The organism is Streptococcus oralis (assembly GCF_001075875.1).
GTDB lineage: Bacteria > Bacillota > Bacilli > Lactobacillales > Streptococcaceae > Streptococcus > Streptococcus oralis_I.
Genome location: NZ_JUOS01000051.1, coordinates 1 through 12,989, shown reverse-complemented (window position 1 = coordinate 12,989; position 12,989 = coordinate 1). Strand labels below are relative to the sequence as shown.

The following is a 12,989-nucleotide window of genomic DNA, read 5'->3' as shown; positions in this document are numbered from 1 at the left end:
AAAAAAGATACTATAAAAATTACTTTTTATAATCTTAATTTTTTCATTTAAAATAGTAGGACATCTGAGAAATTAATCGTTTAATGTTAATGACTGGGAGGAATAATTTTGAAAAACTTTTTTTCATCTATTGTAGTAAAAAAAGGGCTTGCCACAGTATTGTTTATTTTTATATATATACTTGGGAGTAGATTGACCCTTCCTTTTGTTGATGTAAATAATCGAGACTTTTTAGGTGGTTCAGCTGCCTATCTTGCTTTTTCAACAGCGATGGTAGGAGGAAATCTTCGTAGTTTGTCCCTCTTTTCAGTTGGTTTGTCTCCGTGGATGTCCAGCATGATCCTGTGGCAAATGTTTTCTTTTTCAAAAAAATTGGGTTTAAGCAATGGAGCCATAGAAGTTCAGAATAGACGACAGATGTATTTAACCTTATTTATCGCCTTGATACAATCTTTAGCTATTTCCTTAAATCTACCAATTCAATCCCAGCTACCCAGTATTTTGATTATACTGATGAATACTTGTCTTTTAGTAGCTGGAACCTTCTTCTTAGTATGGCTGTCAGATATCAATGCAACTGTTGGTATAGGTGGCTCTATGCTTATCTTGATTACTAGTATGGTCTTAAACATACCTCAAGATTTAATTGATGCCTTTAGAACCATTCATATATCATGGTTTATTGTGGTAGCACTTGTTCTAATGGGACTTATCTTTACTTATCTTGTAGCCATTCTCTATAGGGCACGTTATCGTATAGCGGTCAATAAAATTGGTCTTCATAATCGTTTTAAACGCTATTCTTATTTTGAAGTTATGCTGAATCCAGCTGGTGGAATGCCTTATATGTATGTAATGACCTTTCTGAGTTTACCAACCTATTTGCTGTTATTGTTGCAAACTGTTTTGCCAAACCATACTATTTTTGCAGAACTTTCAGCTCAATTTGCAATTGGGAAACCACTATGGATTTATATGTATATTGTTATTTTGTTTCTTTTTAGCATCGCCTTTGCTTTTGTTAATATGAGTGGGGAGCAAATTTCTGATCGGATGAAAAAATCAGGAGAATATATTTATGGAATCTATCCAGGAGAAGAGACTAGTCGCTTTATCAATCAATTAGTTTTTCGTTTTGCAATGATAGGTGCTGTTTTAAACGTGATTATGGCTGGCGGCCCAATGCTACTTGTATTATTTGATGAAAAACTATTAAAAATTGCTATGATCCCAGGTTTATTCATGATGTTCGGTGGAATGATCTTTACGATTCGAGACGAAGTTTCAGCGTTAAGATTAAACGAAACCTATAAGCCATTGATTTAGGAGGTTGTGATGTATTATTTTATTCCAGCTTGGTATGGAAGTAATCGACCCTGGCACGCTGATTTAATTCCCTGGTATTTTTCTCAGTTTCGTTTTGAGTTTGATGATACCTTCAATCAGATTAGACTTTTTCAAGGTCAAGATATTGAGTCACAGATATTAGTATTATCTTATCAACCTCATTTGCGCTATTATTTACATAGACATGGTGTATTAGAAACAGCCGCTTATTCTGTTTTTGATGATATGCAAGATCTTCAAGATGTACATACTCAAGTTTTAAATATCAGAGATATCGAATGGGATAGAGATTGCCAATTTCTGTATAGTCCTTTTGCAATAGTAGTTCAAAAATCAGGTAGAAAATATGCGAAGATAGAGCATGGTATTGAGGGTTTTATTAGCGATATTCAGTATTTTCAAACTGATGGTCAACTAAGTCAGCATTATATAATGGATGATAGAGGCCTAGTATCAAGTGTTATTTATTTCGAAGGTGGAGTCCCTAGTTATCAAGACTATCTTAATCCAAATGGTGTTTGGCAATTTAGAGAGTATATACAAGATGCTGGGCGTATTGAAATAAACCCAATTTTTAGTTATCGATTTAATAAGCTTGAATACCCTGATATGGGCTGTCTGATAGCTGAATTTTTGGACAAATTTTTGCAAAAAAATTTACAGATGGATGATACTTTCATTATACCTTCACACCCTCATCACAATCAATTTGTTTTTGATCATCTACCAAGTGAAAATATTAAAATTTTGAGTCTTTTTGTTGGCCGCAATTCTCAAGAAAGTTTTAGAGAACTAGCTTCATCTTTTGAACAAGCTCACTTAATCATAGTGGATAGAGAGGACAGGATGCAACTGTTACAGGAATTATATCCTGAGAAATTAAGTAAGTTTCACCATCTCTCTCCTTTCGATACCCGCTTGAGATTGGGTCGGAGTCAAACAAGGAAGGAATCAATCATCTATTTCCAATTAGATTTTTCTGAAAGTATTGATAAAGAAGCCTTATTTCAAGTTTTATCATTTGTATCTAAAAATCAAAATACAGAGGTCGTTTTTGGAGCCTTTTCTGCTAGTCAGGAACAAATGGAAGAAGTTCAAACAGTAGTAGATGAAATTATTCAAGAAAAAATTTCTATCGAAGCGCTTGAGAAAGAAGTTGACTACGGTGGCGCAGAAAATCCATTAGAAGAAAATCAAAATCAAGAATCACGTTTCCAATTTGTGAATATGAATGACGAATTAGAGTTGATGAAAACACTAGAATTTGTTCGGTTGATTGTAGATCTCAATAAACATCCCCACCTTTATACTCAAATAGCGGGAATCAGTGCAGGTATCCCTCAGATAAATAAAGTTAAAACTGCCTATGTGGAACATTTAAAAAATGGTTATGTGATTTCTGATATCACAGAATTTTCACAAGGAGCTCATTATTATATAGATAGGCTGAAAGAGTGGAATCAGTCCTTAATCTACTCTATTGACAAAATCAAGGAGCATACTGGACAACGCTTCTTAGAGAAATTGCAAGATTGGATTGAGGAGGTTAGACATGTCAAAGAATCATAAAATATTACAGATAGGAATTGATAACTGGAAGCGTTACTATGACATACCTAGTAATATGGATTGGTACTATCTTTGTCCAAATTCCTCTACTGCTCTTCGTAAAATAATGGATATGGAAGCTATTAAGAGTTTCGATGCTATTCTCATAGAAGAGGGGCAATATATAAGAGACTTACTCCCTTTTATCCATCAAATAAATCCCTATACTCTTATGTATAGTCATGATTTTAAAACCAATGATGTGGCAATCATTGATTTGTTGAAAAGGTCTTGTGCACAAGCTGTTGATTTTTCAGATCCCCAACAACTTCTAGATGATTTGTCAACATCCTTGTTTGGTGGCGGATATGGAGATAAATTGTTTCCATCCAGTATTCAGGTTCATCCAAGTTTTCACGGCTCCATTTCTTACCAAGGCCTAGACTATCTAACTTTAGAGGGTAACTTTGGAGAAGACTTTAGCCAACTTGCATGTTGGTCAGGTAATTTTGTGGTAGGTAAAGATTTCCCTATAGAATTGTGGCTAGAGTATGAAAAATATGGAAATTGTGAATTTCAGTTTGTAATTCGAAAAATCTTTTTTGGCTCTATCGATGATTTTTTTAGTGAGACAATCTATCAAGAAAAAGATCTTTCAGAAGCAATTGTTGTTGAATGTGAAGATGCAGACGTTTACTTGACTGTATCAGTTGAAGCACGAGGAGAAGGTACCATTAAATTGGGCAATCTTCATCAACGTTGGAGCCGAAAACAATTTGGTAAATTTGTTCTTGGTGGTAATATTTTACACGATAGTATACGTGATGAGATTAATTATTTCTTTCATCCTGGAGATTTCAAGCCTCCATTGGCAGTCTACTTTTCGGGATATCGTCCTGCGGAAGGTTTTGAGGGTTACTATATGATGAAGTCATTGGGATGTCCTTTTCTCTTGTTTTCAGATCCACGGTTAGAAGGAGGAGCCTTTTATCTGGGTAGTGAAGAACTCGAAGGAAAGTTAGTAGATACGATTCGTCATTATTTAGAGTATCTAGGTTTTGATCATAAAGATTTGATTTTGTCAGGTCTTTCTATGGGAACTTTTCCATCCCTTTATTATGCAGCAACTTTTGAACCACACGCTGTTGTAGTCGGAAAACCACTAGCGAATGTTGGAACGATAGCTCGTAGAGGTCGTTTGGATGCTCCTGGGGTATCTAATTTAGGATTCGACGTTTTGATACATCATACAGGTGGAAGAAGTGATAAAGATATGCTAGAGTTGGATCAACGTTTTTGGAATGCTTTTAAAAGTGCAGATTTTTCAAAGACTACCTTTGGTTTGTCTTATATGAAGGACGAAGAGATGGATACAAAAGCATATAAACAATTGGTAACCTATCTTTGTAATACTGGAGCTAAAGTACTTTCTAAAGGAACGTCTGGTAGGCATAATGACGATACAAATACCAATGTGGCATGGTTCCTACATTTTTATAAAATGATTTTAGAAGGAGATTTTGGAAGGAGTAATCAATGATTATCAATAGAAGAGACGATATAAAATGGGGAGAAGTCAGTGGCACCTATATGTATGGGACAACTGTTACTTGTCATTCAGATCAGCATGTCAGTATCTTAAATCCATTGGTTACATCAGGTGTTGTTTTAAGAAGTTGGTCTTCAAATGTAGACTTTCAAGCTTCTAGGGTTCAAGCAAGTCTCCCCCTGCTTAAAAGAAATCAAGATTATCAATTCAGTATTTCTATGGACTGTAAGCCTGTAGGTGGGGTGTACATCAAGATATCTTTTTTTAATAGATATGGGGATATCGTTGAAGAAAAAATAGAAAAAACAACTGAATTTAATTTTTCTTATCCTGAGGATACCTATTATTACCAAATTTCCTTATTAAGTGCTGGCTTTGAATCTATGGATTTTTATTCTTTATCTATTAAGGAGATTCATTGTGTTTAAAGAGTTCTATCAACAGTTCCATCTTAGAAAAGCAAAAAAGATTTTAAAAAAAATCAATGCTTTAAAGGGGAAAATGCAATCTTTGTCAGACCAAGAATTAGCAGCAAAAACACTGGAATTTCGTGAGAGGTTAACCAAGGGAGAAACAGTAGATGATCTTTTAGTGGAAGCATTTGCGGTAGTACGTGAAGCGGATCGACGAGTATTGGGGATGTTCCCCTACGATGTCCAGGTTTTGGGTGGTATTATTATCCACCAAGGAAATGTCGCTGAGATGAATACTGGAGAAGGGAAAACTCTAACAGCTACATTACCAGTCTATCTAAATGCCCTAACAGGAAAAGGGACCATGCTCGTAACGACCAATGAATATCTGGCTAAACGTGATGCTGAAGAGATGGGGCAGGTTTATCGGTTTTTAGGTCTAACGGTAGGTGTACCTTTTACTAGCAATCCTAAACAAAAGTTGAAACCTGAAGAGAAAAAAAGGATATATAGTTCGGATATTATTTACACGACTAATAGCGTCTTGGGTTTTGACTATTTAGGTGATAATTTGGCATCTAATGAGTCAGGAAAATTTTTACGACCTTTTGATTATGTAATCATTGATGAAATCGATGATATTTTGTTAGACAGTGCTCAGACTCCACTGATTATTTCAGGTTCTCCTCGTGTTCAGTCAAATCATTACGAGCTAGTGGATACTCTTTTTACAACATTAGTTGAAGGGGAAGACTACATCTTCAAGGAAGAAAAAGATGAGGTTTGGCTAACTACAAAGGGAGCAAAGGCGGCTGAAAACTTTTTAGGAATCGATCACTTATATAAAGAAAAACATGCGAACTTTGCAAGACATTTAGTTTATGCTCTAAGAGCTCATAAACTTTATACGAAGGATAAAGATTATGTCATTCGTGGAAAGGAAATGGTACTTGTTGATAAGGGGACAGGTCGTCTATTAGAGATGACGAAATTACAGGGGGGACTTCATCAAGCGATTGAGGCTAAGGAACATGTAAAGCTTTCCCCAGAGAGTCGAGCTATGGCTTCGATTACTTATCAGAGTTTATTTAAAATGTTTCAAAAAGTATCGGGGATGACAGGGACAGGAAAGGTAGCAGAGAAAGAATTTCTTGAAACCTATAATATGAAAGTTGTTCGCATTCCAACAAATCGTCCTACACAACGAATTGACTATCCAGATAATCTTTATGTTACTTTGCCAGAAAAGGTGTATGCTTCTTTAGAATATATTAAAGAGTATCACAAAAAGGGAAATCCTATTCTGGTTTTTGTAGGCTCTGTAGAGATGTCTCATCTTTATTCATCGCTTTTACTCCGTGAAGGGATTGCTCATAATGTTTTAAATGCAAATAATGTCGCTCGTGAAGCCCAAATTATCTCTGAATCTGGTCAGCTAGGAGCTGTTACGGTTGCTACCTCTATGGCAGGTCGAGGAACAGATATTAAACTGGGACAGGGAGTTGCAGAGTTAGGAGGCTTGATCATTATAGGTACAGAGCGGATGGAGAGTCAACGGATAGACCTTCAAATCCGCGGGCGTTCAGGTCGTCAAGGTGATCCAGGTATGAGCAAGTTTTTCGTATCCTTGGAAGATGATGTTATTAAAAAATTTGGCCCTAATTGGGTGCATAAACGATATAAAGACTACCACGTTCAAGACATGACAAATCCAGTGGTTTTAAGAGGACGTAAGTATCGCAAGCTAGTAGAGAGAGCTCAGCGTGCCAGCGATAGTGCAGGACGGTCTGCACGTCGACAAACTTTAGAGTATGCTGAAAGTATGAATATTCAAAGAGAGATGGTATATAAGGAACGAGATCGTTTAATAGATGGTTCTCGTGACTTAGAGGGTGTGGTCGAAGATATTATTGATAGTTACACAAATCAAGTGTCTTCTGTAAACTATGAAAGTCGAGAGTTGTTGTTCCACTTTATTGTGACTAATATTAGTTTTCATATCAAAGAAATTCCAGAGTATCTGGATATATCTGATAAAAATGCAGTTCGCACTTTTTTGAAGCAAATTATTGATAAGGAGCTTTCTGAAAAGAAAGCATTGCTTGAGCAATATGGTCTGTATGAACAATTCTTACGCTTTTCTCTACTCAAAGCCATTGATGACAACTGGGTAGAACAGGTTGACTATTTGCAACAATTGATGATGGCGGTCAGTGGCCAATCTTCAACTCAGAAAAACCCTATTGTTGAGTACTATCAAGAAGCCTATTCAGGATTCGAAACCATGAAAGAACAAATTCATCTGGATATGGTTCGTAATCTACTAATGGGTCTCGTAGAGGTCACTTCTAAAGGTGAAATCGTAACCCATTTTCCATAAAAGGAGAACATATGACAATTTATAATATAAATTTAGGAATTGGCTGGGCTAGTAGCGGTGTTGAATACGCTCAAGCTTATCGTGCGGGTATTTTTCGCAGTCTGAATCTACCGTCTAAGTTTATCTTTACAGATATGATTTTAGCTGATAATATCCAGCATTTGACAGCTAATATTGGATTTAATGATGAGGAAGTTATTTGGCTATATAATTATTTTACGGATATCAAAATTGCACCGACCAGTGTGACTGTAGATGATGTTTTGGCTTATTTTGAAGGCGTAGAAAGCCGTCGTGAAAGAAATGGGAAAATTGAACGAATCTTCTTCTCAGATGAAGACAAGTTTATCACTTGTTATTTGGTAGATGAGGGAAAAGAGTTTGTCCAACATGTGGAGTATGTGTACGACGGTAATTTGGTTCGCAAAGATTACTTCTCTTACACACGCTATTGCACAGAATATTTTGCTCCTAAAGACAATGTAGCGACACTCTACCAAAGAACCTTCTACAATGAAGATGGAACTCCGGCTTATGAAATGTTCATGAATCAAGGGACCGAGGAAGTTTACCGTTTTAAGGATCGCATTTTATACGGGAAGCCTGCCCTAATTCGTTACTTCATGCAGACTCTTCAGTTAAGCAAATCAGATCTAGTGATTTTAGATCGTGAGACTGGCATTGGACAGGTTGTTTTTGAGGAAGCGCAAGCGGCACATTTAGCGGTAGTTGTTCATGCAGAGCATTACAGTGAAAATGCGACAAATGAGGATTATATCCTTTGGAATAACTATTATGACTATCAGTTTACCAATGCAGATAAGGTTGATCTCTTCATCGTCTCAACGGATCGTCAAAAGGAAGTCTTAGAACAGCAGTTTGCTCACTATACCTCGCATACACCCAAGATTGTGACCATTCCAGTCGGAAGCATTGATGAATTAACAAAACCACAAGAGAGTCGTAAACCATTTTCTCTCATTACAGCTTCGCGTTTGGCTAAGGAAAAACACATTGATTGGCTTGTCAAGGCTGTGATTGAGGCTCATAAGGAATTGCCAGAATTAACCTTTGATATCTACGGTAGCGGTAGTGAAGAATCTTTATTGCGACAAATCATTACAACAAATCAAGCGGAGGATTATATCCATCTTAAGGGTCATGCGGATTTGTCTCATATTTACTCTCAATATGAAGTTTATCTAACCGCTTCTACAAGTGAAGGCTTTGGGTTAACACTTATGGAAGCAATTGGATCAGGTTTGCCATTGATTGGTTTTGATGTTCCGTATGGGAATCAAACATTTATCGAAGATGGCGAAAATGGCTACTTGATTCCAAGCTCATCTGACCATGTCGAAGATGAAATCAAGAAAGCTTTTGCAGAAAAAATCTGCCAACTATATTTAGAAAATCGTTTGGAAGGCATGAGAGAAAAGTCCTACCAGATAGCTGAGAAGTTCTTGACTAAAGAGATTCTGAATACATGGGAAAAAACAATCAAGGAGGTAGTGGATGATTCAGTTATTTGATCTATATAATCAAGAAAGCCAAGATTTGCACTATAGTCTGACTGCGGCAAGACTATCTGATTTGGCTGTGGTTATTGAACCAGATGGATTTTTACCAGATGGAGTTGTCTCCCCCTTCACCTATTATTTGGGTTATGACAGTGGTAAACCCTTGTATTTTAACCAAGTTCCCGTACCAGACTTTTGGGAGATTGCTGGAGATAATCAGTCTGCAATCATTAATAATCTTTGTCAAGAACGGGCAGTAATTTATTATGCAGATGGTTTACAGGCTCGTTTGGTGAAAAAAGTAGAATGGAAAACACCAGCAGGTCGGATCTTTCAAGTAGATCACTACAATCGTTTTGGAGCGTGCTTTGCCAAAACCACCTATGATGTTATGGGGCAAGCTATTATGACTTCCTATCGGGACGTAAATCGCAAGGAAGTTGTTTTGGAAAACCATGTCACAGGTGATATTCTTTTGACCTTGGAAGGACAAGGCTTGCGTCATTTTTCTGGTCGAGTGGCCTTTGTCATAGACTTCTTGCAAGGTTTGAATGTGAATCTTGACCACATTCTCTTTAATACCCTATCTACTTCATTTTTGACTTCCTACCATTTTCCGGAAAAATCAGGTCAGGACATCCTGGTTTGGCAGGAACCACTACATGATGATATTCCTGGAAATATGCAACTGATCTTGGAGAATGATCAGCTTCGAGCTAAGACCATTATCATTCCAGATTATGCGACTTATGAACGTGCTTTGCAATTGACGGATGAAAAATTCCATCATAAGTTTAGTCACCTAGGCTATCATTATCACTTTAAGCGTGATAATTTTGTTCGTCCTGATGCCTTGATAGTGACCAATTCGGATCAACTAGAGCAAGTCGAAAAACTGGTGGAGAGTTTACCAAGGGTCACTTTCCGAATAGCAGCAGTGACAGAAATGTCAGCTAAGTTGATGGATATGCTCCGCTACCCGAATGTTGTACTCTATCAAAATGCTAGTCCCCAGAAGATTCAGGAGCTTTATCAGTTATCAGATATCTACTTGGATATCAACTATGGGAATGAACTTCTTCAGGCTGTTCGCCAGGCCTTTGAACATAACCTATTGGTCCTAGCTTTTGAGGAAACAGCGCATAATCGCCGCTATACAGCTCCAAATCATATTTTCGCTAAGGAAGCAGTTGATGGCATGATTCAAACTATTGAATTAGCTCTTTCTAACGTTAAGGAGATGGGACGAGCTCTTGGAGAGCAAGGTTACCATGCCAATTATGTGGATCCAATCATGTATCAGGAGCGGATGGAAACCATTTTAGGAGAAAGCCATGGCTAAAAAAGATCTATTTTATCAAGATGTTGAAGGTCGCATGGAAGAGATGAAACAGCAACCGATTAAAAAGGAAAAATCGACTCGAGGCGAAAAAATAAATAAAATTTTTTCAATCTTGCTAGGAATAATGATTTTGATTGGTTTACTGTTTACTTTAATAGGGCTTTTGAGGTAGTTAAATGACTGAACTATTGATAATTTTAACCATTATTTTAGCTATTTTCTTAATTATTCTTGTAACAATCCAACCAAGGCAAACTCAAATCTTTTCTATGGATGCTACTAGTAATATCGGAAAGCCCAGCTATTGGCAAAGTAATACGCTTGGTAAAGTCCTAACTCTGCTTGTTAGCTTAGCCTTATTTGTGATGCTTATCCTCTTTATGGTCTTAACGTTTGCATAAGCTATAGTTTTATGGAGATAATGATTGACTTTAAAAGTAATCATTTAAAGAAATTTAAGTTTGAGGAGAAAATTTTAAGAAAACTTTTAGGAATCTAGTTTATACTGTAAGCATAAGTTAAGAAGAACTTAACTTTAACTCCTAAAAATTTTTCATAATAATCTCCCTATAAAATAAAGTCGCCCAATCAGGCGGCTTATTTTTTTGTTCTAAGTCTATACTTTTTCATGATATAATAGCTTTATGAGATTAGATAAATATTTGGTTGCCTGCGCCGTAGGAAGTCGGACAGAGGTTAAAAACTTTCTAAAGGCTGGGCGCGTGACGGTCAATGGTAAAAAGGAAAAATCTGCCAAGCTACAAATCAATGAAGAGACAGACGAGATTTGTTTTGACGGGCAAAAGCTAACCTACGAGGAGTTTGTTTACTATATGCTGAACAAACCCCAGGGTGTTATTTCAGCAACTGAAGATCCAAAACATAAGACTGTGTTGGATTTGTTGGATGACTTAGCTCGTTCAAAGGAAGTTTTCCCAGTAGGGCGTTTGGATATCGATACGCATGGACTCTTGCTCTTGACCAATGATGGCCAGTTGGCTCATGCTCTTCTTTCACCAAAACGCCATGTGGATAAGACTTATCTGGCGCAGGTCAAGGGAATAATGACAGATGCAGACATAGAGGACTTTGCGCAAGGTATTCCCCTCAAGGACTTTACTTGTCAACCTGCTAAGCTGGAGCTTGTGTTTATTGATAGAGAAAAAAACCAAAGTTTGGTTCGAGTGACCATTGCAGAAGGGAAATTCCACCAGGTCAAACGGATGGTGACCTACTGTGATAAGGAAGTGTTAGACTTGCAACGACTAACCATGGGAACTTTGACCTTGGATGAAAATCTAAAGCGTGGGGAATGGCGTCGCTTGACCAAAGAGGAATTAGAAGGCTTGCTCGAAAGTGTTAGGTAAACTGTGTAATCGTTGAAAAAGGTGAGGAAAATATCCTTGTCTTTTTCAGTTTTTGGTTGCTTCCTTTGTGAAAAGAGTTATAATAGACTGTAGAATAAAAGGAGGATTTTATGAACGCGATTCAAGAATCATTTACAGATAAATTATTTGCCAACTATGAAGCAAATGTCAAATACCAAGCTATCGAAAATGCTGCTAGCCACAATGGAATCTTTGCAGCCCTTGAGCGTCGTCAAAGCCATGTAGACAACACACCTGTTTTCTCACTTGATTTGACAAAGGACAAGGTCACTAATCAGAAGGCTTCTGGTCGTTGCTGGATGTTTGCAGCCCTCAATACTTTCCGTCACAAACTCATCTCTCAATACAAACTTGAAAACTTTGAATTGTCACAAGCCCACACCTTCTTCTGGGACAAGTATGAAAAATCAAACTGGTTCTTGGAGCAAGTCATTGCGACTGCAGACCAAGAATTGACAAGCCGCAAGGTTAGCTTCCTACTCCAAACTCCACAACAAGATGGTGGTCAATGGGATATGGTTGTAGCTCTCTTTGAGAAATATGGTGTCGTTCCTAAGTCTGTTTATCCAGAGTCTGTTTCATCTAGCAGCAGTCGTGAGCTCAATGCAATCCTTAACAAATTGCTTCGTCAAGACGCTCAAATCTTGCGTGACCTCTTGGCTTCTGGCGCTGACCAAGCAGCTGTTCAAGCTAAAAAAGAAGACCTCTTGCAAGAAATCTTTAATTTCCTTGCCATGTCACTAGGACTTCCACCACGTCAATTTGACTTTGCTTATCGTGATAAGGATAACAACTACCAAAGCGAAAAAGGCATCACACCACAAGAATTTTACAAGAAATACGTCAATCTTCCTCTAGAAGACTACGTTTCTGTTATCAATGCTCCAACTGCTGACAAGCCTTACGGCAAATCATATACAGTTGAGATGTTAGGAAATGTGGTTGGTAGCCGTGCGGTTCGCTACATCAACGTGCCGATGGAGCGCTTGAAAGAATTGGCGATTACTCAAATGCAAGCAGGTGAGACTGTTTGGTTTGGTTCAGATGTCGGTCAGCTCAGCAACCGTAAAGCCGGAATCCTTGCGACAGATGTCTATGATTTTGAATCAAGCATGGATATCCAACTCACTCAAGACAAGGCAGGACGTTTGGACTACAGCGAAAGCTTGATGACTCACGCCATGGTCTTGACAGGTGTTGATTTGGATGAAAATGGTAAATCAATCAAGTGGAAAGTTGAAAACTCTTGGGGAGACAAGGTTGGGACAGATGGTTACTTTGTTGCCTCAGATGCCTGGATGGACGAATACACTTACCAAATCGTTGTTCGTAAAGAATTACTAACAGCAGAAGAACAAGCTGCCTATGAAGCAGAACCAATCGTCCTTGCACCATGGGATCCAATGGGTGCCTTGGCTGAATAAATGAGATATAAAAAGAACGGTTCTATAATTTTTAGGGTTGATGGAAATTTTCCACCAACCCTATTTTAGTGTATACAA

11 protein-coding genes are annotated in these 12,989 nt (G+C 37.6%); all 11 read left to right on the top strand.

The features are described from left to right. The first annotated feature begins 108 nt into the window (after positions 1-108). The 11 genes from secY2 to pepC all read left to right on the top strand — a co-directional run bounded on the left by secY2 (position 109) and on the right by pepC (position 12,911). Positions 109-1,326, top strand: coding sequence for an accessory Sec system protein translocase subunit SecY2 (gene secY2 / locus ADM33_RS03270; protein WP_049503155.1), 1,218 nt, complete (start codon positions 109-111; stop codon positions 1,324-1,326). Between the two features lie 9 nt (positions 1,327-1,335). Continuing rightward, entirely contained in the window at positions 1,336-2,916 is a 1,581-nt protein-coding gene (gene asp1 / locus ADM33_RS03265) for an accessory Sec system protein Asp1 (protein ID WP_049503154.1), read from the top strand. Next, entirely contained in the window at positions 2,900-4,435 is a 1,536-nt protein-coding gene (asp2, locus tag ADM33_RS03260) for an accessory Sec system protein Asp2 (RefSeq protein ID WP_049503153.1), read from the top strand. The genes asp1 and asp2 overlap by 17 nt, the downstream gene beginning before the upstream one ends. Beyond that, entirely contained in the window at positions 4,432-4,872 is a 441-nt protein-coding gene (asp3, locus tag ADM33_RS03255; RefSeq protein ID WP_049503152.1) for an accessory Sec system protein Asp3, read from the top strand. Before asp2 ends, asp3 begins: the two co-directional genes overlap by 4 nt. Beyond that, positions 4,865-7,237: an accessory Sec system translocase SecA2 gene (gene secA2, locus ADM33_RS03250; protein ID WP_049503151.1), complete on the top strand. Its 2,373-nt coding sequence runs from the start codon at positions 4,865-4,867 to the stop codon at positions 7,235-7,237. The genes asp3 and secA2 overlap by 8 nt, the downstream gene beginning before the upstream one ends. 11 nt (positions 7,238-7,248) lie before the next feature. Continuing rightward, positions 7,249-8,769, top strand: a complete 1,521-nt coding sequence (gtfA, locus tag ADM33_RS03245) for an accessory Sec system glycosyltransferase GtfA (protein ID WP_049503150.1) — start codon at positions 7,249-7,251, stop codon at positions 8,767-8,769. Next, positions 8,753-10,099, top strand: coding sequence for an accessory Sec system glycosylation chaperone GtfB (gene gtfB, locus ADM33_RS03240; RefSeq protein ID WP_049503149.1), 1,347 nt, complete (start codon positions 8,753-8,755; stop codon positions 10,097-10,099). The genes gtfA and gtfB overlap by 17 nt, the downstream gene beginning before the upstream one ends. Further along, positions 10,092-10,271, top strand: a complete 180-nt coding sequence (gene asp4 / locus ADM33_RS03235; RefSeq protein WP_049503148.1) for an accessory Sec system protein Asp4 — start codon at positions 10,092-10,094, stop codon at positions 10,269-10,271. The genes gtfB and asp4 overlap by 8 nt, the downstream gene beginning before the upstream one ends. A gap of 4 nt (positions 10,272-10,275) precedes the next feature. Continuing rightward, positions 10,276-10,500, top strand: a complete 225-nt coding sequence (gene asp5, locus ADM33_RS03230) for an accessory Sec system protein Asp5 (RefSeq protein WP_049503147.1) — start codon at positions 10,276-10,278, stop codon at positions 10,498-10,500. A gap of 243 nt (positions 10,501-10,743) precedes the next feature. Next, positions 10,744-11,466: a pseudouridine synthase gene (locus tag ADM33_RS03225; RefSeq protein ID WP_049503146.1), complete on the top strand. Its 723-nt coding sequence runs from the start codon at positions 10,744-10,746 to the stop codon at positions 11,464-11,466. Between the two features lie 110 nt (positions 11,467-11,576). Then, positions 11,577-12,911: an aminopeptidase C gene (gene pepC / locus ADM33_RS03215; RefSeq protein ID WP_049503145.1), complete on the top strand. Its 1,335-nt coding sequence runs from the start codon at positions 11,577-11,579 to the stop codon at positions 12,909-12,911. The last annotated feature ends 78 nt before the right edge of the window (positions 12,912-12,989 follow it).

Bases quoted from the DNA above. Each gene is read 5' to 3' on its own strand.
- asp5 (WP_049503147.1), top strand. From the start codon at position 10,276: ATGACTGAACTATTGATAATTTTAACCATTATTTTAGCTATTTTCTTA.
- asp2 (WP_049503153.1), top strand. From the start codon at position 2,900: ATGTCAAAGAATCATAAAATATTACAGATAGGAATTGATAACTGGAAG.
- asp1 (WP_049503154.1), top strand. From the start codon at position 1,336: ATGTATTATTTTATTCCAGCTTGGTATGGAAGTAATCGACCCTGGCAC.
- gtfA (WP_049503150.1), top strand. From the start codon at position 7,249: ATGACAATTTATAATATAAATTTAGGAATTGGCTGGGCTAGTAGCGGT.
- pepC (WP_049503145.1), top strand. From the start codon at position 11,577: ATGAACGCGATTCAAGAATCATTTACAGATAAATTATTTGCCAACTAT.
- ADM33_RS03225 (WP_049503146.1), top strand. From the start codon at position 10,744: ATGAGATTAGATAAATATTTGGTTGCCTGCGCCGTAGGAAGTCGGACA.
- gtfB (WP_049503149.1), top strand. From the start codon at position 8,753: ATGATTCAGTTATTTGATCTATATAATCAAGAAAGCCAAGATTTGCAC.
- asp3 (WP_049503152.1), top strand. From the start codon at position 4,432: ATGATTATCAATAGAAGAGACGATATAAAATGGGGAGAAGTCAGTGGC.
- asp4 (WP_049503148.1), top strand. From the start codon at position 10,092: ATGGCTAAAAAAGATCTATTTTATCAAGATGTTGAAGGTCGCATGGAA.